General features: G+C 66.4%; 17 protein-coding genes. 12 read left to right on the forward strand and 5 right to left on the reverse strand.

Translation table 11 applies throughout. The annotated features are described in order from the left end of the window. The first annotated feature begins 432 nt into the window (after positions 1-432). Both AC6A67_RS15890 and AC6A67_RS15895 read left to right on the forward strand, forming a co-directional pair. Positions 433-2,148: a class I adenylate-forming enzyme family protein gene (locus AC6A67_RS15890; protein ID WP_498037532.1), complete on the forward strand. Its 1,716-nt coding sequence runs from the start codon at positions 433-435 to the stop codon at positions 2,146-2,148. 770 nt (positions 2,149-2,918) lie between these two features. Next, positions 2,919-3,353: a hypothetical protein gene (locus AC6A67_RS15895; protein ID WP_498037533.1), complete on the forward strand. Its 435-nt coding sequence runs from the start codon at positions 2,919-2,921 to the stop codon at positions 3,351-3,353. 147 nt (positions 3,354-3,500) lie between these two features. Here the strand turns inward: AC6A67_RS15895 and AC6A67_RS15900 are convergent, their stop codons facing one another. Continuing rightward, complete coding sequence (locus AC6A67_RS15900) at positions 3,501-4,736, reverse strand: MFS transporter (protein ID WP_498037534.1); 1,236 nt, start codon at positions 4,734-4,736, stop codon at positions 3,501-3,503. 291 nt (positions 4,737-5,027) lie between these two features. Here AC6A67_RS15900 and AC6A67_RS15905 point away from each other — a divergent pair, with 291 nt between their 5' ends. The 4 genes from AC6A67_RS15905 to AC6A67_RS15920 all read left to right on the forward strand — a co-directional run bounded on the left by AC6A67_RS15905 (position 5,028) and on the right by AC6A67_RS15920 (position 12,741). Further along, positions 5,028-6,260: a TAXI family TRAP transporter solute-binding subunit gene (locus AC6A67_RS15905; protein WP_498037535.1), complete on the forward strand. Its 1,233-nt coding sequence runs from the start codon at positions 5,028-5,030 to the stop codon at positions 6,258-6,260. A 376-nt stretch (positions 6,261-6,636) separates the two neighbouring features. Next, a complete protein-coding gene (locus AC6A67_RS15910; RefSeq protein WP_498037536.1) occupies positions 6,637-8,760 on the forward strand; it encodes a TRAP transporter permease in 2,124 nt (707 codons plus the stop codon). A gap of 504 nt (positions 8,761-9,264) precedes the next feature. Next, positions 9,265-10,917 carry an energy-dependent translational throttle protein EttA gene (ettA, locus tag AC6A67_RS15915; RefSeq protein WP_498037537.1) on the forward strand — a complete coding sequence of 551 codons (1,653 nt, stop codon included), beginning with the start codon at positions 9,265-9,267 and terminating at the stop codon, positions 10,915-10,917. Between the two features lie 309 nt (positions 10,918-11,226). Next, entirely contained in the window at positions 11,227-12,741 is a 1,515-nt protein-coding gene (locus AC6A67_RS15920) for a peptide MFS transporter (protein WP_498037538.1), read from the forward strand. Positions 12,742-12,855: 114 nt separating this feature from the next. On the opposite strand, the gene AC6A67_RS15925 is transcribed toward AC6A67_RS15920, so the two are convergent. Beyond that, positions 12,856-13,392 (reverse strand): hypothetical protein, encoded by a 537-nt coding sequence (locus tag AC6A67_RS15925; RefSeq protein ID WP_498037539.1) that lies wholly within the window; start codon positions 13,390-13,392, stop codon positions 12,856-12,858. A gap of 92 nt (positions 13,393-13,484) precedes the next feature. Between AC6A67_RS15925 and AC6A67_RS15930 the strand changes: the two genes are divergently transcribed. The 3 genes from AC6A67_RS15930 (at position 13,485) to AC6A67_RS15940 (ending at position 16,458) form a co-directional block, all read left to right on the forward strand. Further along, entirely contained in the window at positions 13,485-14,789 is a 1,305-nt protein-coding gene (locus AC6A67_RS15930) for a lytic murein transglycosylase (RefSeq protein ID WP_498037540.1), read from the forward strand. A 4-nt stretch (positions 14,790-14,793) separates the two neighbouring features. Beyond that, positions 14,794-15,594, forward strand: coding sequence for a trans-aconitate 2-methyltransferase (tam, locus tag AC6A67_RS15935; RefSeq protein ID WP_498037541.1), 801 nt, complete (start codon positions 14,794-14,796; stop codon positions 15,592-15,594). A gap of 156 nt (positions 15,595-15,750) precedes the next feature. Then, positions 15,751-16,458 (forward strand): DUF1345 domain-containing protein, encoded by a 708-nt coding sequence (locus AC6A67_RS15940; protein ID WP_498037542.1) that lies wholly within the window; start codon positions 15,751-15,753, stop codon positions 16,456-16,458. 316 nt (positions 16,459-16,774) lie between these two features. Here the strand turns inward: AC6A67_RS15940 and AC6A67_RS15945 are convergent, their stop codons facing one another. Continuing rightward, positions 16,775-18,118, reverse strand: a complete 1,344-nt coding sequence (locus tag AC6A67_RS15945; RefSeq protein WP_498037543.1) for a sugar porter family MFS transporter — start codon at positions 18,116-18,118, stop codon at positions 16,775-16,777. 203 nt (positions 18,119-18,321) lie between these two features. On the opposite strand from AC6A67_RS15945, the gene AC6A67_RS15950 reads away from it, so the two are divergent. The 3 genes from AC6A67_RS15950 (at position 18,322) to AC6A67_RS15960 (ending at position 20,609) form a co-directional block, all read left to right on the forward strand. After that, entirely contained in the window at positions 18,322-18,765 is a 444-nt protein-coding gene (locus tag AC6A67_RS15950; RefSeq protein WP_498037544.1) for a PaaI family thioesterase, read from the forward strand. 159 nt (positions 18,766-18,924) lie between these two features. Next, positions 18,925-19,851, forward strand: a complete 927-nt coding sequence (locus AC6A67_RS15955; RefSeq protein WP_498037545.1) for an ABC transporter ATP-binding protein — start codon at positions 18,925-18,927, stop codon at positions 19,849-19,851. Then, the gene (locus AC6A67_RS15960) at positions 19,848-20,609 is read left to right on the forward strand and encodes an ABC transporter permease (protein WP_498037546.1); all 762 of its coding nucleotides are present in this window, start codon (positions 19,848-19,850) and stop codon (positions 20,607-20,609) included. Before AC6A67_RS15955 ends, AC6A67_RS15960 begins: the two co-directional genes overlap by 4 nt. 52 nt (positions 20,610-20,661) lie before the next feature. Here AC6A67_RS15960 and AC6A67_RS15965 read toward each other — a convergent pair whose 3' ends face one another. Both AC6A67_RS15965 and AC6A67_RS15970 read right to left on the reverse strand, forming a co-directional pair. Continuing rightward, positions 20,662-21,444, reverse strand: a complete 783-nt coding sequence (locus AC6A67_RS15965) for a bestrophin-like domain (protein WP_498037547.1) — start codon at positions 21,442-21,444, stop codon at positions 20,662-20,664. A gap of 269 nt (positions 21,445-21,713) precedes the next feature. Beyond that, entirely contained in the window at positions 21,714-22,358 is a 645-nt protein-coding gene (locus tag AC6A67_RS15970; protein ID WP_498037548.1) for a GntR family transcriptional regulator, read from the reverse strand. Positions 22,359-22,512: the final 154 nt, after the last annotated feature.

Here is a 22,512-nt window from a genome sequence, read left to right on the forward strand (position 1 = left end):
CCGGGATGAAGGCGGCCGATCATCGCGCCAATCATCCTGTGGCGCGCGGCGATCAACGCGGCTGTACGCCCTGTGCGTTCACGGGGCGGCTTTTGTTACAGAATGTTGCTGTAGTTTGCGGGATGAGAGCGCCGGCGATGGTTGCCTTAAAAGGGGTCGCTTCGTGGCGAAATCATGCAGGTCTGCCTGAAGCTGTGGCGCGGGCGCCACAGATTTCCCGCCCAATTTGACGTCGGAGTCAACGGCCTCCCGACCTGCCGCCCCACCCGCCCTCCGGCCCGAGACGGCGCCAGTGCGGCCGACGCCACGGCGGGCCATCGCCTCGCCGCATGGCCGTCGCGGCTGCCCTGCGTCGGCGTGTCTTGCGAGCCCGGCGCCGTTGAGCGCACCATCGGCGCAATAATGAATCAACGATGCAGGTGAGGAAAATCGATGGCCGAAATGGCTTTGCCCGAGGGTTACGTCATGTCGCCAGATGAGGCGACGCGGATTCTGACCGCGCCCGGCGCGCAGTTTGAATATGAGACCATTGATATCCGCGGCGTGCCGACGCGGGTATGGAAGAACGCGCCGCCGCATCTGCGCGCCATCCTCGAGGCCAGCGCCGCCTTTGGCGACGCGCCCTGCATCGTGTTCGAAGATGAGCGGCTGAGCTATCGCCAGCATTTTGACGCGGTCTGCGCGCTGGCCACGGCGCTGACGACGCGCTTTGGCGTGCGCAAGGGCGACCGGGTCGCCATCGCCATGCGCAACTATCCCGAGTGGTCGATCGCTTTCTGGGCCGCCACCGCCATTGGCGCGCTGGCGACCCCGCTCAACGCGTGGATGACGGCGGACGAACTGGCCTATTGCCTCACCGATTCGGGCGCCGCGGTGCTGGTCGCCGATGGCGAGCGCATTGATCGCATCGGCGCGGCGCGGCTGGCCGGGCTGCCGATGCGCGCCGTGATCGGCACGCGGCCCGAGACGCCGTTTGGCCCGGACATTGTCGCCTGGGATGAGGTGTCGACGCCCGAAGCTGGCGGCGTCCTGCCGCCTGTCGAACTGGCGCCGGATGATGACGCCACCATCTTCTACACTTCGGGCACCACGGGGATGCCCAAGGGGGTGCTGGGCACGCATCGCAATATCTGCTCCAACCAGATCACCATCGCATTCGGGCGTTTCAAGGCGTTGATGATCGCCGGCCAGCCGCTGCCTGATCCGGCGACGGCGCCGAAAAAAGCGTTTCTGCTGCCGGTGCCGCTGTTCCATGTCACGGGCTGCCATTCTGCGCTGGTCCCCACCATTTTGGGCAGCAACAAGCTGGTGCTGATGTATAAATGGGACCCGCGCCGGGGTCTCGAACTGATCGAGCGCGAAAAGGCCAATGGCTTCACCGGCGTGCCAGCCATCGCCTGGCAGATCATCGAACATCCCGACTTCGACAAATTCGACCTGTCGAGCCTTGAGGCGGTGTCTTATGGAGGCGCCCCGGCGCCGGCGGAGCTGCCCAAGCTGGTGAAGGCGACGTTCCCCGCCGCAAGCTCGGGCAATGGCTATGGCCTGACCGAGACCTCATCGGTCACCGCCCAGAACCAGGGGCTGGAATATCTGCAGCGCCCCGACAGCGTCGGTCGGCCCGTGCCGGTGTGCGAGGTGCGGGTGGTTGGCCAGGACGGGCTGGATGCGCCGCAGGGCGAGATCGGCGAATTGTGGATCAAGGGCCCGAATGTGGTGAAGGGCTACTGGAACAAGCCAGAAGAGACGGCCAAGGCGTTCTCCGACGGCTGGCTGCATTCCGGCGATCTCGTGCGCATCGATGACGAGGGCTACATCTATATTCTTGATCGCGCCAAGGACATGGTGATCCGGGGCGGCGAAAACATTTACTGCACCGAGGTCGAAAACGCGCTCTACACGCATCCCTCGGTCATGGATGCAGCGGTGTTCGGCCTGCCGCACCGCATCCTCGGCGAAGAGGTGGCGGCGGTGGTGCAGCTCAAGCCGGGCCACGACGTGAGCGAGCAGGAGCTGATCGCCCATGCGGCGCAATATCTGGCGGCGTTCAAGACGCCCGTGCGCATTGATGTCCGCGTTGAGCCCCTCCCGCGCAACGCCAATGGCAAGGTGCTGAAGCGCGACCTCAAGGCCCAGCTGGTGGGGTGAGAGGCGGGCCCGCGTCGACGGCGCCGGATGCATCCGGCGTAGCGGCGCCGCTGCGGTCGCGGCGCCAGCCAGAGGGCGTGCGCCTGGCCTTGCGGCAGGCTGTAAGTGGGCCGCTCACGCGTCCGAGGCGGGCCGAGCATTGCACGTGACGGCTGAAGGCGTCTCCTGCAGCTGGCGCTTGCAAACGTCCTTTGCGGGCGGTTTTTGCAAGCGTCTCTTGCAAGCGCCTCTTGCAGGCGTCGCTTGTATACGTATGGCATGTGCGGATTGTCATTGCGTTTTGTGTGTGCGCCTTCACGCGCCGAAGACCGGCGCAGGCGCCGCCCATCAGCAATGATTTGATGCCGCAATGCGCCGATGATTCGATGCGCCGCGCACACCGGACGCCACCGTGCGACCGCATATGGAGGTCAGCGGTTCTGCCGATTGCGATGCGCTGTGTGGCGCGCTGATGTTAGGTCAATCGGCGCGGCTTCTCATGCAACGACTATGCGCCGCCGAAGGTCAGCAGCACATTGCTCGTGCCCCCGCGCAATCGCCAGCCGCTCAGACTGGCCACGAGGGCTGGGCCAAAACAAGCGCTGGGCGGTCCCGGCAAGTGAGGGATCCGGCAAGCGATGGTCGCGGCAAAGGGCGAGCGCCTGGAGCGCCAGGCCGCTGCGGCCCATTCATCGCCGCCCGCCGCCCGCCGGCGTCGTGCGACGCATTCGCACTAAAACTATTGGAAGCGTAAAATAATATTTTAAGTAATTATTCTGGAAGGGACAGCAATGATTGGGTCTCTTGTAGCATTCTCGGCCAATTCGGTAAAATTCTGGCTGTGCAATGAACGCGGCGAGGTGACGTTTTCGTCGTCACCGCCCAGCCGGCGGCTGGCGACCTGGGACCTCGCCGGCATGACGTCGCCGTCACAGGACTGCGACACAGCCATCCGTAGTGTCGCCGATGGCCTGTTTCTGTCGATTGGCGCAAGGGTCACCGCCGAGAATGGCGATGTCTACGCCCTGCCGGTCCTCGCCGAGAAGGCTATCGAATTCCAGTATTTTGCCGACAATGGCGACGACAAGGTCGTCGCCTGCTCGATCACCCGCGTGGTCCAGCCCTATTACTGGATCGCCGCGCCGACGCTGCGCGGCAATCTCAGCCTGGTCTGGACCTCAAGCGAGATGCCCAAGAACAATCTGGTGTTCATCCGCGAGGGGTGACGGCGACGGCAGGCAAGCGCCGTCGCAACAGACGCGGCCCTGCGCCCGGTTATACCAGATCCCGGTGAGCAGGAGAGACCGGGTTCTGGTTGAGCCCGTGCGGCGCCGGAGCATGTCAGGATGCGTCAGCATCTTCGCATCCTTGCGTCACGCCTCGGCCCGTGGCTCAGGCATGGCGTAGACCATGGCGGCGGAGATGCAGGCGAGTATGCCGGCGAGGGCGATGGGCAGGGTGTAGCTGCCGCTGACGTCGAAGGCGTAGCCTGCCAGCGGCGGGCCAAGCAGCGAGCCGACGGCGCCCGCCGTATAGCTGACGCCGATGACGCCGCTGGCGTTGCGCGGGCCGAACACATCGACGAGCAGGGCCGGGGCGAGGGCGACATAGCCGCCGTAGCACAGCCCGAAAATCAGGGCGAAGGCGGCGAGGCCCAGGGCGCTGTGGGAGACGATCCACCAGCCCATCATCAGCCCGAGGCCAAGGAACATCAGCGACAGCGACAGCCGGCGCCCGAGACGGTCGGCGACGCCGCCGATGAGGAAGCGTCCGGCGGTCGAGCCAATGCCGATGAGCGCGAACAGCGTGACGGCGGTGGAGGGATCGACGCCGCGATCCTGCGCTGACGGCGTCAGATGCACGAAGGGCATGAACAGGCCAACCGAGGCCAGCACCGAGGCGATATAGAAAATGCGGAACTGTGGTGAGCGCACGGTGGCGCCCAGCGTCATGCCTGGCAGATCCTGGCGCGAGGGCAGGGGGCCATGCAGCAATTGGCCATCGGGCGCCATGCCGCGCTTCTCCGGCGCATTGTCAACGAACAGGGCCGCGGCGCCGCCCGCCAGCACGACGAACAGGCCAAGCACGGTGTAAGCGCCGCGCCAGCCCATGGAGGCGACGAGATATTCGGCGACCTTGGGCATCACCAGCGTGCCGAGGCCAATGCCCGACACCGCAATGCCCGAGGCGAAGCCGCGTCGCAGCAGAAACCAGCGCTGCACGGCGCTGACCGCCGGCACGTAAGCGAAGCCGATGCCAAAGCCGACGCCCAGGCCAATAGCCAGCGCGATCATGGTGATGGAGCCAGACATGCCGGCCCCCATCAGGCTGAAGCCAACCAGCGTCACGCCGCCGAGAATCACCGGGCGAGCGCCGAAGCGGTCGGTGAGCGGGCCGCTGACCACGCCCATGACGAAATAGATGGCCACCGCCGCCGAGAACACCCAGGACAGCGCGGCGCGGGAAGCGGCGAACTCCTGCTGCAATGCGTTGAAGAAAGCTGGAAACGCATAGAGCGCCCCCAGAGTGGTGAACATGACGACAAAGGCCGCCGCCACCACAATCCAGCCCTGGCGCGCCGACTGCTGCAGCCGCTGCGCCTCGCTCATGCTCACATCCATGACGCCCCGTCCCTGTCCGCGCACGCGGGCCTGCCTGGCCGCGTGCGCTCAATTGCTGCGCCTTCGCGAGCAGGCGTAGCCGCTCGTCACAGGCGCAGGACGCCAGCTTTGCTGGCTTTGCCGCCAAGCATCGGCCAGGCGCGGCCGGAATGGAAGCGCTGCGGTGCGGACTGTGGGCGATTGCGGCGTTTTTCAGACTTATGGCCTGGTCGACAGCCCCAGACGGCGCTGCTATCACTTGATCTAATAACAAATAACAAAAATTCTGCGGAGGATTAGATGAAACGCTCGCCGTTGCTCGCCCGCACGTCCCTTTTGATGGCTGGCCTCACGCCGCTCATCGTCGCCGCCGCGCTCGCGGGCGACGCCCGCCCGGCGCGGGCGGAAACAAAGCCGCCGGCGGCGCCCGCCACGTCGCCAGCAAGCGAGGTGAAGCTGCCAGCCAGCCTGACGCTCACCGCTTATGACACGGGCTCCTCCGGCTTCAATATCGCCGTGGCCGTCGGCCAGATGCTGAAGAACCGCTATGGCGTCGATCTCAGGGTCTTGCCCGCCGGCAATGATGTGGCGCGCTTTGCGCCCATGAAGGCGGGGCGGGCGCAGATGGCGGCGGGCGGCATCGGCTCCTATTTCGCCCAGGAGGGGGTGCTGGAGTTCGCGGTCAAGGAATGGGGGCCGCAGCCATTGCGGGTCGCCCTGGCGGTGATCGACTGTAACGCCCTGTCGATGGGCGTGGCGGCGGACACCGGGGTGAAGCAACTTGCCGATCTGCGCGGCAAGCGCATCGGCGTGGTGGTCGGCGCCCCGGCCCTCAACCAGGGCACGTTCTCTATTCTTGCGTTCGCCGGCGTGACGCCGAAAGACGTCAAGCTGGTGGAGTTCTCAGGCTATGGCGCCATGTGGAAGGGCGTCATCAACAATGAGATCGATGCGGCGTTCGCCTCGACCATCTCCGGCCAGGCCCGTGAGGCGGAAAGCTCGCCGCGCGGGTTGACGTGGCCGCCAGCCCCGGCGGCTGACAAGGAAGGCTGGGCGCGGCTGACGAAGATCGCCCCGTATTTCTATCCGCACCGCACCACCTGCGGCGCTGGCATCGCCAAGGGCGACAGCATCGAGCTGCCGTCTTACCCCTATCCGATCTTCCTCGCTTATGCCTCGCAGCCAGCGCCGCTGGTGCGCTCGATGACCAGCGCCATGGTCCGGCATCTCGATGATTACAAGGACGGCGCACCGGGCGCGACCGGTCTCGATCTGAAGCGTCAGCGGCTGATCTGGGTGCTGCCCTATCATGAGGGCGCGGTGGCGGCCTTCCGTGAGGCAGGCGTCTGGACCGCCGAACATGAGGCGCACAACCAGAAGCTGATCGCGCGTCAGGACACGCTGGCCGCAGCCTGGAAAGCCTTTGTCGCCGGCTCTCCGCCCGATGACAAGGAAGCCTTCCGCAACGCCTGGATGCAGGCCCGCGCCGCCGCTTTGACCAAAGCCGGCATGGACGTGGTGTTCGAGAAGTAACGCGCGCAGCGCGGGGTCAGGCGATGTCGCTCGTGACGTGCGCGCACTTTACAACCACGCAGCGCCTGCGGCGGGATGAAGGCGTCGCGCCGCGCCGACAGCGTGCGCCATCGCATGCGGCAAGCCGCGCCTGCCTTGTGCGAGCACGGGGCGGTGGGCCTCGGCTCACGCTGCGCCCCTCAGGGCCACGCCAATGCGTGTCGCGCCTACGTCTGCTGCGCCCCTTTCCGCCTCGCCCCTTTCTGTGGAGCCCGTTTCCGCCCAGCCCTGGCGCGCCAGGGCGCATGCCCGGGCAGCCGCAGTTCGGCGGCGTGTTTCGCGTCGCAACGCCCACGCCTCGCGCCCCTGTAGCCTGTTTTCCCGGAGGCCTACGCCCATGACCCATGCAGCACCTGGAGCGCATCCTGGCCAGGGCGAGGCGCAGCAGCGCGGCGGCCAGACGGATGGCGGGCCGCGCCTGCAGGATTGGCCTGATCCGCACCTCGCGGGCGCTGCGGGCATCGGCCTTGCCGGTGAAGGCGCGCCATTGGAGGCTGAGACCCTGCGCACCCGGCCGTTGCGCGGCGTCTGGCGCTGGTTACTGGCGGCGACCGCTGCTTTGGTCATTCTGCTGTGCATCAACCAGCAGTTCGCCCTGCGCTTCTTCATCGGCGTAACGCCGCTCAACACTGAATATTATTATTTGCTGATCACGCTGCTGCTGCCGTTTACCTTCGTGATCTTCCCGGCCAGCGCCGAGGCGCCGCTGGCGCGCACGCCCTGGTATGACGTGGCGCTGTTTCTCGCCACTGTCGTCTCTGGGCTGTGGTTGATGGCGCATGTGCGGCGTGGGGCGGAGCTGGGCTGGGAATTCGCTGGCGCGCCCACCCATGTGCTTGTGGCCGGCGCGGTGATGTGGCTGCTCCTGATGGAGGCCTTGCGGCGCTCCGGCGGCTGGAGTCTGGTGCTGTGCATCGCGCCATTCACCGTCTATCCGCTGTTCGCCTCCGCCGGCTGGCTTGGGCCGCTGCGCGGTTCGCAATCAACGCTCGACCAGGCCATCGCCTATCACACGCTGTCATCGGAGGGGGTGCTGGGCTTCCCGATGCAGGCCTTCGCCGAAACCGTCATCGGCTTTCTGGTGTTCGGCGCGGCGCTGATGACCACGGGCGCCGGCAAGTTTTTCATCAACTTGTCTTTCGCATTGTGCGGGGCGTTTCGCGGCGGCGCCGCCAAGGTGTGCATCTTCGCCAGCGCGCTGCTCGGCATGATGTCGGGCAGCGTGGTGTCTAATGTGCTGACCGCGGGCACCATGACCATCCCGGTGATGAAACGCAGCGGCTTCCGCGCCTCTTACGCCGGGGCGCTGGAAGCCTGCGCCTCCACCGGCGCGGTGCTGGCGCCGCCGGTGATGGGGGCGACGGCCTTTGTCATGGCGCAGTTCCTCAATGTCTCCTACGCCGAGGTGGCGCTGGCGGCGGTAATTCCGTCGATCCTGTATTACGCCGGCCTGTTCCTGCAGGTCGACGCCTATGCGGCGCGCCACAATCTTCTGGGCATCAGCCGGGAGCAATTGCCGTCGTTTCGCGAAACCTTTCGCGAGGGCTGGTATTATGCCTTCGTCATCGCCTTGCTGGTGGTGATGTTGCTGTATTTCAAACGCGAGAGCCATGCGCCGTTCTGGGCCACGGCGCTGCTGCTGGCGCTCAACCAGATCTTCAACCGCGAGGGTCGCTGGACCTGGGCCTCGGTGGTGCATTTTCTCGAAACCAACGGCCGCACCTTTGTCGAACTGACCGCCATTCTCGCCGGCTGCGGCCTTTTGATCGGCGCCTTCTCGATGACCGGGGTGATCTCCAGCCTTGCCGGCGATCTGGTGGGGCTGGCGGGCGACAATGTGTTTCTGCTGCTGGCCATGTGCGCCATCACCTCGCTGGTGCTCGGCCTGGGGCTGACCACCACCGCCTGCTACATCTTCCTCGCCATTCTGGTGGGGCCTGCGCTCGAGCGTATGGGCCTCAACGCCATGGCGGTGCACATGTTCATCTTCTACTGGGGCATGTTGTCGGCGATCACCCCGCCGGTGGCCATCGCTTCCTTCGCCGCCGCCGGCATCGCCGGTTCACCGCCGATGAAAACCGGCTGGGAATCAATGCGCGTCGGCTCGATCATCTATTTCATCCCATTTTTCTTCGTGTTGAACCCGGCCTTCGTGCTGCAAGGCAGCGTGGCGGAAGCCTTGTTGCTGACCGTGCGGGCGCTGCTTGGGGCATGGTTCATCTGCAGCGGCATGCAGGGCTATCAGGCGGGCGTCGGCGATCTGCGCCAGTGCCGCTCGATGGAATGGCCGGTGCGCGTCATGCTGATGCTGGGCGGCGTGCTGCTGGCCACCCCCGGCGGCGGGCTGATGCCAGTCAGCACCCTGGCCATCACCATCGCCGCCCTTGGCTGTCTGATGACCGCCGGCCTGCTGTTCATGGCCGGTCGCGGCGGCCCGGCGGCGCCGCAAACCGATGGCTGAACCGGGGAGTCGCTGGCGACCGGGGAAATCACGTCAGGCGCCCGGCAGAGGGGCGCCAGCGGCGGCCTGACGCCTGCATGATCCGCGCCACTAGCGCTGTCATGCCAGGTCGCTGCAGCCTTGCCCGTCCAGCCGTCTGCCCGAGCCTGGCGTGGTGATCCATCCCATCCCTGCCTGCGCGCCGTGATGCCAGGATGCGAAGATGCTGACGCATCCGCATCCTTAAATGCTCAGGCGCCGCACGGGCTTGGCCAGAACCCGATGAGTCATGCTCATCGGGTTCTGGTATAAGCCGCAATTCCCGCCGCGAACCGGGTCCTGAACGCCTGCAAACGCCGCCGCCGCGAGGGTCATGGGCCAGGCCCCGCCTTGCGGCGCGGGGGTGGCGGGGCTAGATAGGCCTGAGATGGCTTTTCGCGCGCCGCGCCGCGCGCGAAGGAGCGCACAATCCTGTTTCATCGCCGCGCAGCGCGCGACAGTCGCCCGTACCGGGTGGAGCATTTGATGTCACGTCAGTTCATCTATCACATGCGGGGCCTGACCAAGGCCTATTCGAACGGCAAGAAGGTGTTGGACAACATCAATCTGTCGTTCTACCCGGACGCCAAGATCGGCGTGCTCGGCGTTAACGGCGCCGGTAAATCGACCCTGCTCAAGATCATGGCGGGCATCGACAAGGACTGGTCCGGCGACGGCTGGGTGGCTGAAGGCGCCCGCGTCGGCTATCTGTCCCAGGAGCCCTATCTCGATCCGGCCAAGAATGTGCGTGAAAACGTGCTCGACGGCGTGGCGTCGAAAAAGGCCATCCTCGATCGCTATAACGAACTGGCGATGAACTATTCCGACGACACGGTCGATGAGATGACCGAGTTGCAGGACCAGATCGAAGCGCTGGGTCTGTGGGACCTCGACAGCCAGGTCGACCAGGCCATGGAAGCGCTGGGCTGCCCGCCGGACGACTGGAGCGTCGAGAAGCTGTCCGGTGGTGAGCGTCGCCGCGTCGCCTTGTGCCGCCTGCTGCTGGAGCAGCCGGAGCTGCTGCTGCTCGACGAGCCGACCAACCACCTTGACGCCGAAACCGTCAACTGGCTCGAAGGCCATCTGCGCACCTACCCGGGCGCCATTCTGATCGTCACCCACGATCGCTACTTCCTCGACAATGTCACCGGCTGGATCCTCGAGCTCGACCGTGGCCGTGGCATTCCTTACGAGGGCAATTACTCGTCCTGGCTGGAGCAGAAGCAGAAGCGCCTCAAGCAGGAGGGCCGCGAGGAAGAATCGCGCCAGCGCGCGCTTGATCGCGAACGCGAGTGGATCAGCGCCTCGCCGAAGGCCCGCCAGACCAAGAGCAAGGCCCGTATCCAGCGCTATGAGGAGCTGCTGGCCAAGCAGGACGAGAAGTCGCCGTCGACCGCCCAGATCATCATTCCGGTGGCTGAGCGCCTCGGCAATAAGGTCATCGAGTTCGAGGGCATCTCCAAGGCGTTTGGCGACAAACTGCTGATCGACGATCTGTCGTTCAAGCTGCCGCCGGGCGGCATCGTCGGCGTCATCGGCCCCAACGGCGCCGGCAAGTCGACGCTGTTCCGCATGATCGCCGGCCTTGAGCAGCCTGATGCTGGCACGATTACTGTCGCGGACGCGGTGCAGCTTGGTTACGTCGACCAGTCGCGCGATGCGCTCGCCGACAACAAGACGGTGTGGGAAGAGATTTCCGAAGGCAATGAGGTGATCTACCTCGGCAAGAAGGAAATCAATTCGCGCGCCTATTGCGGCGCCTTCAACTTCAAGGGCGGCGACCAGCAGAAGAAGGTCGGCATGCTGTCGGGTGGTGAGCGCAACCGCGTGCACCTCGCCCGCATCCTCAAGTCAGGCGCCAACGTCCTGCTGCTCGACGAGCCGACCAACGACCTCGACATCGACACGCTGCGTGCGCTGGAAGAGGCGCTGGAAGATTACGCCGGCTGCGCCGTGGTCATCAGCCACGATCGTATGTTCCTCGACCGTATCGCCACCCACATGCTGGCCTTTGAAGGCGACAGCCATGTCGAGTGGTTCGAAGGCAACTTCCAGGACTACGAGAACGACAAGAAGCGGCGCTTCGGCACCGATTCCGTGCTGCCGAAGCGCATCCAGTACAAGAAGTTCTCGCGCTGACCTGCTGAGGCGCCGCGCGGCGCAGGCGCCCAGGCGCCCTGGCCGCCGTACATCGCGCACGGCATCGAAAACGGGCCCATTTGGGTCCGTTTTTTTATGCGCCACGGCGCGGCGCGTAGCATCGGGGCCGTCTGGTGTGTGTCGTTGCGGCGTCGTCAAGAAATGGCGTTACGTAATGTATGGTTGATCCTGTATTCGGCGCGCGATATGCGCATATTTACATGATGTATAGGGCTCATTATGGTTGGGGTTCCGCGCAGGGTGCGCGAAAGACCGGCGCCATCACGCGTCGTCCAACCGGAAGAACCTATGCCGCCTCACGCCCCGCCTGCGCCGACCCGGGAAGGCGCACAGACTGACGTCGCCTTCTTCGGTCATCCGCGCGGTCTGTCGACGCTGTTCTTCACCGAAATGTGGGAGCGCGGCTCCTATTACGGCATCCGGCCGCTGCTGCTTTTGTTCATGACCCTGGCCGTCGCCAATGGCGGCTATGGCTTCTCGCAGGCCGAGGGGGCGGCGATCGTCGGCATCTATGCGGGCTCGGTGTATCTGCTGGCCCTGCCGGGCGGCTGGCTGGCCGATCGCTGGCTGGGGGCCAGCCGGGCGGTGCTGTGGGGCGCCGTGCTGATCACCCTGGGGCATCTGGCCATCGGCCTGTCGGCTTTGTGGTCGAAGCCGGCGTTCTTCGCCGGTCTCGTGCTGATCCCGATTGGCAGCGGCCTGATGAAGCCGTCGATCAGCTCCATGGTCGGCGCGCTCTACGCCCGTGACGACGTCCGGCGCGACAGCGGCTTTTCGATCTTCTACATGTCGGTGAACATTGGCTCGCTGTTTGGCTATCTGATTACTGGCTATCTCGGCGAGCGGGTCGGCTGGCACTGGGGCTTTGGCGCGGCGGGCATCGGCATGCTCATCGGCCTGTTGGTGTACTGGCGGCGCGCGCCAGCCACCCTGGCCCATATTGGCGCGCCGCCGCAGACGCCGCCGCGCCTGCGCGCCGCGATCATCGCCTCGCTGCTGGCGGCGACCGCCTTGCTGGTCGGGGTGTTCGCGGCTGCGACCACGGGCGCCATCGTCATCGCGCCGCAACAGCTGGCGGAATATCTCAGCCTGATCATCGCCGGCACGGCGGCGCTCTATCTGGCCAGCGTGCTGTTCCTCGCCGGCCTCAGCCTGGATGAGCGCAAGCGGGTGATGGTCATCATCGTGCTGTTTGTCGCCGCCGCGCTGTTCTGGGCCGGTCTCGAGCAGGCGCCGACCTCGATGAACCTGTTCGCGCGTGACCTCACCGATCGGATGGTGCTTGGCTTTGAGATTCCGGCCAGCTGGCTGCAGACCCTCAATCCGCTGTTCATCATCCTGCTGACGCCAGTCATGGCGACGCTGTGGACGCAAATGCGCCAGCGCGACATTCCCCTGAGCTATCCGGCCCAGTTCGCCGGCGCCCTGCTGCTGGCGGCGCTGTCGTTCCTCATCCTGTATCTGGCGACGCAGGCGGCGCGCAGCGGGCTGGTGTCGCCGCTGTGGCTGGTGGGCTGCGTCTTTGTGCAGGTGATCGCCGAGCTCAGCCTGAGCCCGGTGGGGCTCAGCGGCATTAGCCGGCTGGCCCCGGCGGGCATGGTCAACCAGATGATGGGCGTGTGGTTCCTCGCCGCCGCCGTCGGCAATCTGGCCGCTGGCCTGCTCGGCGGTCAGGCGTCGAGCACTGACCTCAACCAGACCAGCGCGCTGTTCTCCGGGGCGGGCTTCGCCTTGCTGGCGGCAGGCGTGGCGCTGGCGCTGCTGACGCCGTTGCTGCGCAGGCTGGAGAGGCCGGCGGGCTGATGCCAGAACCCGATGAGCGTGACCTATCGGGCTCTGGTTAAGCCCGTGCGGCGCCTGAGCATTTCAGGATGCGGGTGCGTCAGCGTCTTCGCATCCTGGTATGATCTGCGCCGGCTAGCGCTGCGCGCCCCCTTCGCCTGCTGCAGGCGGGGCGGGCGCAGGCGCCGCGGCCTCCGGCTCAAACACGCTCCAGTACTCCTTGACGAAGCCGCGTTTGTCGACGGTGCGCACCGGGCCGGCGACGATTGGCTCCGGGCCTTCGCAGCGCCAGGCGAAAATGGTGTCGCGGCCAGTGGCCCAGCTCGGCACATCCGCTGCGCTGGGATTGGCGTGGCAATATTTGCGCGCCTCGGGCGACGGCATCACCTGGGTGTCGGCGCGGCCGCAAAAGCGCGGCCCGCCGGGAATGCACAGCATCACCTTGCCGTCCATGCAGCGCCAGACGCCGCGCAATGACCCATCCTCCGGCACGGCGACGCCGAGCCGCCGCGCCGCATCCGGCAGCAGCCGGTCAGGGATGGCGTAAATGCGATTGTCATCACCTTCGGCCTTGCAGAACGCCAGCGCCTTCGCAACATCATCGGCGGCGGCGCCGGGCGCGCCCAGGGCGTAAAGCGCCATTGCGCCGATCACTGAAAGGAATTGCTTCATCTGTCCTGACCATACTGCCGTCGGGCCCAGTATAGGACGCCGCGCCGCGCCGGTCATGGCTGGCGTCGGGCCAGATTAAAACAGGGTGAATGATGCCAGCACAGCTTTCCGCGTCTTTTTTGCTCCGGTCGCCGCGACGGCGCCTGCTGGCGGCGCTGACGCTGCTGTGTCTGTTCGGCGCGCTAGGTGAGGCGCAGGCCCAATCGCCGTCCGCCGCCCCTCGATCCGCTCCCACTGGCCAGAGTTTCGCCGCCTTCATCGCCAGCCTGCGGCCCGAGGCGCTGGCCATGGGCGTCTCCGCCCGCGTGTTTGATGAACAGACCGCCGGGCTAACGCCGGATCTGTCGCTGCCCAATCTCGATCGCGGCCCCCGCAAGCCCTCGCACGCCGGCCAGCGCGAGTTCAGCGCCACGCCGGCGCAATATCTGTCGGACAGCGCCATGGCGGCGACGGCGGCGCGCGGTCGGCAGCTCGCGACGCGCTATGGCGCCCAGCTCGCCGCCATTGAGCGGCGCTATGGCGTGCCTGGCGGCGTCGCTCTGGCGATCTTCGGCCGCGAGACCGGCTATGGCGCCAACACCGGCAAATATGACGCCTTGCGCACCCTCGCCACCCAGGCGTGGACCGGTCGCCGCAAGGAAACCTTCCGGGGCGAGTTCCTCCATGCGCTGAAAATGCTCAATGACGGCGTCGTCAACCGTCCGGCGATGAAGAGCTCGTGGGCCGGCGCCATGGGCTTCACCCAGATGCTGCCGAGCCAGTTTTACCGCTATGGCGTCGATGGCGATGGCGACGGCCGCGTCGACATCTGGTCGTCGGTCCCTGACGCGCTGGCCTCGATCGCCAATCACCTGCGGGGCGAGGGCTGGAAGCCAGGCGAGCGCTGGGCCCATGAGGTGGCGCCGCCGGCGCGCCTCGATTGCACCCTCGCCAATCCCGACGCGCCGCGGCCCTGGTCGCAATGGCAAAGGCTGGGCTACCGCGCGGTGAATGGCGCCGCCCCGCGCGCCGCTGAAACCCGAGCCCTGATCCTGCCGGCCGGGAGCTACGGGCCAGGCTTTCTGATCGGCGGCAATTATTTCGCGCTCAAGGCCTATAATTTCTCCGATCTCTACGTACTCTATGTCGGACATCTGGCGGACCGCATCGCTGGCGGCGGGCCCTTCGCCACGCCATGGGGCAAGGTCACCCAGCCATCCGCCACGCAACTGGCCGACATGCAGCGGGCGCTGACCCGGCTCGGCCTGTACCACGACAAGATCGATGGCTTCGCGGGCATGAAGACCCGCCTCGCTGTCGGGGCCTTTCAGAAAGCCAACGGCCTCAGCGTAGACTGCTGGCCGACGCCCGGGACGCTGCAGGCCATCGCCCAGGCGGCGGGCGCGCACGCGAGGTGACGCCATGACGGCCTGGAGCCCTGCCCAATATCTGAAGTTCGAGGATGAGCGCACCCGGGCGGCGCGCGATCTGCTGGCGCAGGTTCCTGGCCATGGCTATGGCGGCGGCGACGATGACTTCCCGCCGCGCCGCATCATCGATCTGGGCTGCGGGCCGGGCAATTCGACCGAACTGCTGGCGGCGCGCTTTCCGGGCATCGCGCTTGAGGGGCTGGATTCCTCTCCGGCCATGCTGGAGGAAGCCCGGGCCCGGCTGCCGGACACGCCGTTTGTGCTCGGCGACGTCACCACATGGACGCCGCCAGACGACGCCGACATCCTGTTCGCCAACGCCGTGTTCCAGTGGGCGCCGGACCATCTCGGGGCCATGGCGCGGATCCTGCGGGCGCTGGGCTCGGGGGCGATCCTTGCGGTGCAGATGCCCGATAATCTGGAGCAGCCCTCGCACCGGCTGATGCGCGATATCGCCCAGGAGTCGCCCTTCGCCAGCAAGCTCGCCGGCGCCATCGTGCTGCGGCGACCGCTGGAGCCCGTCGGCGTTTGCTATGACGCGCTCAGCGGGCTGTGCAGCGAGCTCGACATCTGGACCACCACCTATCATCACCAGATGGACAGCGCCGCCGACATCACCGAATGGGTGATGGGAACCGGCCTGCGACCCTTCCTTGCGCCGCTGGATGACGCCGAACGCGCCTGGTTTCTCGACGCCTACACCCGCGCCATCGCTGAAGCCTACCCAGCCCAGCGCGACGGCTCCGTGCTGCTGCCCTTCCCACGCCGCTTCATCATCGCCCGGCGCGACTGAGCGACGGAGGCGGCGGTGTGAACGGTGTGGGTTACGCGAATCGATCCTGCGCGACGCCCTTTCCACCAGATGGCGACGCGGCTGTTGCATCCGCGCCTTGTGATCTTCAGACGCCGCCCAGGCCTGACACCCCCTTCCGCAGGCAAGGAGACGCTGATGGCGAAGTCCCGTGACGACGGTGAGAAGCGGCGTCCGGGGGGCGGCCCGCTGTGGCGCCGCCTGTGGCGGCTGCTGCGCTATCGGGTGCGGACGCTGCTGTCCCTCGTCGCCATGGTGATGGCCTGGGTGTTGCTGGAGCCAGTGCTGCCCGGCGTGGCGCGGCTGCTGGCGGCGTGGAACGTCGGGGCGGTGTTTTGGCTGGCTCTGGCGGTGGTGATGATGGCGCGCTCGGACGTCAGCCGCATGCGCACCCGCGCCGCGCAGCAGGATGACGGCGCGGCGCTGATCCTCGCGGTGTCCTGCGCCGCATCATCCGCCTGCCTCGCCGCCATTGTGCTGCTGCTTGGCGGCGCGCCGGAGGCCGCGGGCCTGTCGGAAGCGGCGCGGATCGGCCTTGCCGGCCTCACCATCATCAGCGCCTGGCTCTTCATGCACATGACCTTCACGCTGCATTACGCCCATGCGTTTTACGAGCCGCATGGCCGGCAGCTGCGCTTTCCCGACCAGGATGTCGAACCGGACTATTTTGATTTCGCCTATTTCGCGCTGACCATTGGCGTCGCCTGCCAGACGGCGGATGTGGCGATCTGTGGCCGGCGGATGCGCCGGCTGGTCACCGCGCAGTCAGTGCTGGCGTTTTTCTTCAACACGGCGGTGCTGGCGCTCGGCGTCAATGTCGGCGCCAGCCTGATGGGCGGCAAGTAGGACGCTTTGCGATCACACGGCGTCGATTGATCAAACAGAATGTGCTCCCGGCGTGGAGGCGGCGCGCATTGGCCGATCCATGCTGACCGGAGCATGCTCGAACTGGCGGCGCAGAACCTGATCAGCAGGCCAGGTCGGGGCGGCCCAATCCCGGGCTGCGCATGCAGGCACAAGCAGGCGCAGTTGCGCCTGCGTCCTGTCACCTGGTAGAGCAGGCGCAGTCGCGCCTGCGTTTTGTCACCTGGTAAAGTAGGCGCAGTCGCGCCTGCGTCCTGTCACTTCGTCAAGCAGGCGCGGTCACGCGCCCTCCACCAGCTCAGGCCGGCGCCAGCCCGACCAGTCGTTGCTCGATTGCTTCCAGCGTGTCGCCCGCCGTTTCCGTCACGCAGTAGCGGGTGAACAACAGGCCCGCGAGGCAGGCGGCGGCGAAGAAGCTGAACACGCTGGCGAGACCGAACGCCCCCAGCGCGATGGGGAACACCGCCACCACAATGGCGTTGAAGGTCCAGTTGGCGATCGAGGCGAGGCCCATGCCCAAAGGGCGCACGTCGAGCGGGAAAATCTCCGCCATCATCAGCCACGGGATCGGGCCGACAGAGAGGGCGAAGGCGGCGATGTAGACAAACAGGCCGGCCAAAGCGATGGCGTTGAGCCAGGGCGTCTGGAACGCGGCGGCGCAGGCGATCACCGCAAGGCTCAGCGCCGTGCCAGCGAAACCGAGATACAGCATCTGGCGGCGGCCGACGCGGTCGATCAGCAACATCGACACAATGGTCATCGCCACATTGATGACGCCGACGCCGATGGTCGCCAGTAGCTGGGTGGCGTGGCCGTCAAAGCCCGCCTCGCGAAACACCAGCGGGGCGTAATAGATCACCGCATTGATGCCGCTCAATTGCTGCAGCACGAACAGGCCGACGCCGACGATGGTCGCGGGCAGCACCCTGCGGGAGAACAGGCTGCGCCAGCCCGCCGTCCCGGCGGCGCCGCTGACCGACTGGCGGATATCGGCCAGCTGGCGATCAATGGCGCGGTCATTGTCCTTTTGGCTGTCCTGGCGACTGGCGCGGAGGAGCGCGGCGCGGGCGTCGGCCTCGCGTCCACGCAGCATCAGCCAGCGCGGCGTGTCACGCAGGGTGAACATGGCGGCGGCCAGCACCACGCCAGGAACCACGCCGATCAGAAACATCATCCGCCAGTTGTCGCCGAGGCCAAAGCCCGCGACATAGGCCCCGAGAATGCCAAGGGTGATGGCCAACTGGTAAAACGACACCAGCATGCCGCGGCGGCGGGCCGGGGCGTTTTCGGCGATGTACAGCGGCGCGGCCACGGCGGCGACGCCAATGGCCAGCCCGAGCGTCAGCCGGGCGAGGCCCAGCGCCTCCTGGCTGGCGGCGAAGGCCGAGAGCAGCGCCCCGAGCGCGAACAGCACGCCAGCGGTGATCAGCGCGCCGCGACGTCCGAGCGAATTGGCGATGCGCCCGCCGGCCAGCGAGCCAAACAGCGCACCAAGCGGCACCGCCGCCGTCACCAGGCCCTCGATCCATGGCGACATGGCCAATTCGGCCCGCAACGCCGAGAGGGCGCCGGCGATGATCCCTTCATCGTAACCAAACAGAAATCCGGATAAGCCGGCGATCATGGCGATAATGACTGGCATTGGAAGCCTCGCAATTGGCGCGTCGCCCTGGGCGTTACCTCACAGGCGACGTAAAAATGAATTGGTGAACAGCAATGCAATGTGTGAAATCTGCGCCCGTTGGTGACGGTGGCGCTGGCGCTGGCCATTGACCCTTGCAGCTGTGCTGGGGCATGCAGCCTTAAACGGCTCCGCCCGACAGCAAAGCAACACAGGAAACGCCCGTGACCGAGCAGGACATTATCGCCACCTTCCGCAACAACATTAATCCGTGTTTGAGGACGCTGGGCGGCGGCATCGTCGCTTTCGACGCGGCGACCGACACCACCACGATGGAGTGGCAGGCGACAGAGGCGCATTGCCATTCGGTGCAGGGCCATCCGCGCGGCGGCATCGTGCAGGGTGGGTTCGTCACCGGCTGGATCGACGCGGCCATGGCTCATGCCTGCATCGCCAAATCACGTTTCACGATTGCGGTGCCGAGCCTTGAGATCAAGGTCAGCTTTCTGCTCGCCGCCCATCCGGGGACCTATCGCTCCACCGGCTGGATCACCCGCTGGGGCAAGTCCATCGCCTTTCTGGAGGGCGAATTGCGCGACATGGATGGCCAACTGATCGCCCGGGCCAGCTCCACCGCGGCGCTGCGCGCCATTCGTCCGGCGGGCTGACGCCAAAACCACTTTGGCGACGCGGCAATTCAGGATGCGGATGCCTCAGCATCTGCGCATCCTGAAATCAGCCTGCGCGGCGCGCCCTGCAGGCAATGGCGGGCAGGGGCGCGGATATAGCGGTTTACCTTCTGGCGGCGGCGGGGCGTATATAGCTCCATGCAGCCGATTCTTTCGATTTCCGATCTGTCGAAGACCTATCAGGGCGGCTTTGTCGCCCTGCATCCGCTCAGTCTCGACATCAGGCGCGGCGAAATCTTCGCGCTGCTCGGCCCCAATGGCGCCGGCAAGACGACGCTGATCTCGATCATTTGCGGTCTCGTCAACGCCTCCACCGGCACGGTCAGCGTCGATGGCCACGACAGCGTCAAGGCGTTCCGCAAGGCGCGGGCGCAGATCGGGCTGGTGCCGCAGGAACTGGCGACGGAATCGTTCGAGACGGTGTGGAACACGGTGTGTTTCAGCCGCGGCCTGTTCGGCAAGGCCCCCAATCCGGCGTTGATCGAACGCATCCTGCGCGACCTGACGCTGTGGGACAAAAAGGACAACAAAATCCTCACCCTTAGCGGCGGCATGAAGCGCCGGGTGATGATCGCCAAGGCGCTGTCGCATGAGCCGCGCATCCTGTTCCTCGACGAGCCGACGGCGGGGGTCGACGTCGATCTGCGCCGCGACATGTGGCGGCTGGTGGAGCGGCTGCGCGACGACGGCGTCACCATCATTCTCACCACCCATTACATCGAGGAAGCCGAAGAGATGGCCGACCGCATCGGCGTCATCAATCGCGGCCGGCTGATGCTGGTGGAGGACAAGGCGACGCTGATGCGCAAGCTCGGGCGCAAGGAGGTGGCCATCGCCCTTGCCCAGCCGCTGACGATGCTGCCGCCGCGCCTTGCGGCGCGGGGCGTGGCCCTGGCGGGCGGCGGCGCGACGCTGACCTGGGGCTATGAGGCCGAGCGCGACCCGGACGGCATGTCGGGGCTTCTGGCCGATGTCGCCGCCGAAGGCCTGGCCATCGCCGACATCGACACGCGGCGCTCGTCGCTCGAAGACATTTTCGTCGATCTGCTGAAGGGCTACCAATGAACCTGCGCGCGATCGCCGCCATCTACCGCTACGAAATGGACCGCACCCGCCGCACCATCCTGCAAAGCGTGGTGGCGCCGGTGATTTCGACCGCGCTGTATTTCATCGTCTTTGGCGCCGCCATCGGCAGCCATATGGGCGCGGTGGGCGGCGTGCCCTATGGCGCCTTCATCGTGCCTGGCCTGATGATGATGTCGCTGCTGACCCAGAGCATCACCAACGCCTCGTTCGGCATCTATTTCCCGCGCTTCGTCGGCACCTTCTATGAGCAGATGTCGGCGCCCATCTCGATGCTGGAGATTGTCGCCGGCTATGTCGGCGCGGCGGCGACCAAAAGCATCGTGCTGGGCCTGATTATTCTGGGCACGGCGGCGCTGTTCACGCCGCTGACCATCCAGCACCCGTTGTGGATGCTGGCGTTTCTTGCGCTCACCGCCATCACCTTCAGCCTGTTCGGCTTCGCCATCGGCATCTGGGCCGACAATTTCGAGAAGCTGCAGCTGATGCCGATGCTGGTGGTGACGCCGCTGGCGTTCCTTGGCGGCAGTTTCTACTCCATCGACATGCTGCCGCCCCTATGGCGCACGGTGTCGCTGTTCAATCCGGTGGTCTATCTGATCAGCGGCTTCCGCTGGAGCTTCTTCGGAACCTCCGACGTCAATGTCGCCGTCAGCTTCGGCATGACCCTGGCCTTCATGGCCGGCTGCCTTGCGGTCATCGCCTGGATGTTCCGCACCGGCTATCGCCTGCGCCCCTGAGCGGCGCACAGGCCCTCGCGTGGCCCCTGGTGCGCGCGCGGGCCCAGGGCGCTCAGCTTTTGGCCGGGCAGGGGAGCTGTTGCATCAGCTGGATGGCGTCAGTCAGCGGCGTACGCGCCACGCGCAGGGGGCCGCCGAACGGCTCGGTCATTTCGGCGGCGAGGAAGATGGCGAGCGCGACGCCCACCGCCGAAATCAGCACGCCGCACACCGCCAGCCGCGTGTCCGGCATGGCGAAGCCGATGCCGCCATAGACCAGCGCCAGCCAGAAGATGATGGCGGCGAGGAAGGTCGTCGCCATGCGTCCCGAGCCGTAATTGCTGATCTTCCAGGCGTTCTCCACCAGCCGCTCGCCATGCTCCTGCAGCAGGCCGCGCATTTCCTTGCGGTGGCCGTCAAAGCCCTGGGCCTTTTGCAGCAAGGCCAGCAGGATCATCATATTGGCGTTGCCCATGGTGGTGGCGTCGGGGTTCTGGGCCGCCGTGTCCGATGGCCAGATGCTGGCGACGACATTGCTGGCGTAGCGCTGGAGATCGGGCCGCAGGGGGCAGGCCGCCTCGCCGAGGCCAATCAGGCTCTGGTCGGTGAGCACCAGCGTGGCGGCGTAGCGCTCAAGGTCCTTCTCCGCTTCGGCGTAATTGCTGTAGGACGAATTGACCAACAGGCCGAGCACCAGCGAGGTCATGGTGGCGACCAGCGTCATGGATGACTTCAGGCTGTCGCCAAGGGCGCTGGCGTCGCCCCAGCTGCTCATGTGCGGCGACAGCATCTTGCCGAGCATCGCCGCCGCGCTGACGGCGACGAATGTCACCAGACCTGCAAATGTTGCGCTCATCCGTCCTGGCCCCCCCCGGTGCTTCGCTCCCATAACACGGGCGTCAGCGGCAGAAGTCACGGGCAAAGCAAGGCTGCGACGGAATTTGAGGGCGTCGTCAACAGTAGACGTAAGGTAATGGCGCCTCCCCACGGCGTGACGCCAGCGTGGGGACTGCGCCTGAGCTTTCATGTCGCCAGCCGGTCAGTCGTCTGCCGGGCCGGAACCGTGGCGAACGCGGATGCTTCCCTGGTCATGCGGCGGTTGTGACTGGCGTGACGCCCTCTGGCTTAAATCGCCGGCGGGTCGGCCTGCATCGCCTCGATCATGCGGCGGAAGTGCTTCTGGGTGAGGGCGCGGGCGCCCTGTTCGTCGCCGGTGGTGACGAGGCGGGCGATTTCGCCATAATCCTGGTGGCGCAGCCGGTCATAGGTGGCCACCTGGGCGCGGAACTGGATGCGCAGCAGATGGGTCTGGACGCGCGGCATCACCCGCGCCAGCTCGGCGTTGGCGGCGAGATTGACCATGGCCTGGTAGAAACGGTCGCGGGCGAGGGCATAGTCGGGCGACACCGAGGCCGGATCGAACTGCGCCAGCTCGGCGATGGCGGCGCTGAAGCGCGCGGCGCCGTCGGCGTCGGCGGCGAAATTGCGGGCGGCGCGGGCGGCGGCGAGACCGACCAGCACCTCAAGCAATTCCAGCAGGTCGAGCGCCTCATGCCAGCCGAGCTTGCGGATGGCGGCGCCCTTGCCTGGCGACAGGGTGACGATGCCCTCGGCGGCGAGCCGGCTCAGGGTCTCGCGCACCGGGCCACGGCTCACGCCATATTCCGCCGTCAGATCGGCCTCGACGAGGCGCTGGCCTGGCGCGTAGCGGCCTTCATAGAGGCCACGCACAATGGCGCGGAACAGGCTGTCGCGTGAGGCGCCGGACATGGGCGGTGCTCCTGGCGGGCCGGCTGCCCTGCATCTGCTGGCGGGACCGGCGGCGGGACGGCGAAGTTCTCTGCGGGGCGATCCCGGCGCCAATGCGGCGCCGCGCCTGCAAAACCGCCCGGGGCGCTGGCTCCGGGCGGGATGTCATTCAACG

The organism is Camelimonas sp. FR25 (genome assembly GCF_059740505.1).

Bases quoted from the DNA above. Each gene is read 5' to 3' on its own strand.
- AC6A67_RS15890 (WP_498037532.1), top strand. From the start codon at position 433: ATGGCCGAAATGGCTTTGCCCGAGGGTTACGTCATGTCGCCAGATGAG.
- AC6A67_RS15895 (WP_498037533.1), top strand. From the start codon at position 2,919: ATGATTGGGTCTCTTGTAGCATTCTCGGCCAATTCGGTAAAATTCTGG.
- AC6A67_RS15900 (WP_498037534.1), bottom strand. From the start codon at position 4,736: ATGAGCGAGGCGCAGCGGCTGCAGCAGTCGGCGCGCCAGGGCTGGATT.
- AC6A67_RS15905 (WP_498037535.1), top strand. From the start codon at position 5,028: ATGAAACGCTCGCCGTTGCTCGCCCGCACGTCCCTTTTGATGGCTGGC.
- AC6A67_RS15910 (WP_498037536.1), top strand. From the start codon at position 6,637: ATGACCCATGCAGCACCTGGAGCGCATCCTGGCCAGGGCGAGGCGCAG.
- ettA (WP_498037537.1), top strand. From the start codon at position 9,265: ATGTCACGTCAGTTCATCTATCACATGCGGGGCCTGACCAAGGCCTAT.
- AC6A67_RS15920 (WP_498037538.1), top strand. From the start codon at position 11,227: ATGCCGCCTCACGCCCCGCCTGCGCCGACCCGGGAAGGCGCACAGACT.
- AC6A67_RS15925 (WP_498037539.1), bottom strand. From the start codon at position 13,392: ATGAAGCAATTCCTTTCAGTGATCGGCGCAATGGCGCTTTACGCCCTG.
- AC6A67_RS15930 (WP_498037540.1), top strand. From the start codon at position 13,485: ATGCCAGCACAGCTTTCCGCGTCTTTTTTGCTCCGGTCGCCGCGACGG.
- tam (WP_498037541.1), top strand. From the start codon at position 14,794: ATGACGGCCTGGAGCCCTGCCCAATATCTGAAGTTCGAGGATGAGCGC.
- AC6A67_RS15940 (WP_498037542.1), top strand. From the start codon at position 15,751: ATGGCGAAGTCCCGTGACGACGGTGAGAAGCGGCGTCCGGGGGGCGGC.
- AC6A67_RS15945 (WP_498037543.1), bottom strand. From the start codon at position 18,118: ATGCCAGTCATTATCGCCATGATCGCCGGCTTATCCGGATTTCTGTTT.
- AC6A67_RS15955 (WP_498037545.1), top strand. From the start codon at position 18,925: ATGCAGCCGATTCTTTCGATTTCCGATCTGTCGAAGACCTATCAGGGC.
- AC6A67_RS15960 (WP_498037546.1), top strand. From the start codon at position 19,848: ATGAACCTGCGCGCGATCGCCGCCATCTACCGCTACGAAATGGACCGC.
- AC6A67_RS15965 (WP_498037547.1), bottom strand. From the start codon at position 21,444: ATGAGCGCAACATTTGCAGGTCTGGTGACATTCGTCGCCGTCAGCGCG.
- AC6A67_RS15970 (WP_498037548.1), bottom strand. From the start codon at position 22,358: ATGTCCGGCGCCTCACGCGACAGCCTGTTCCGCGCCATTGTGCGTGGC.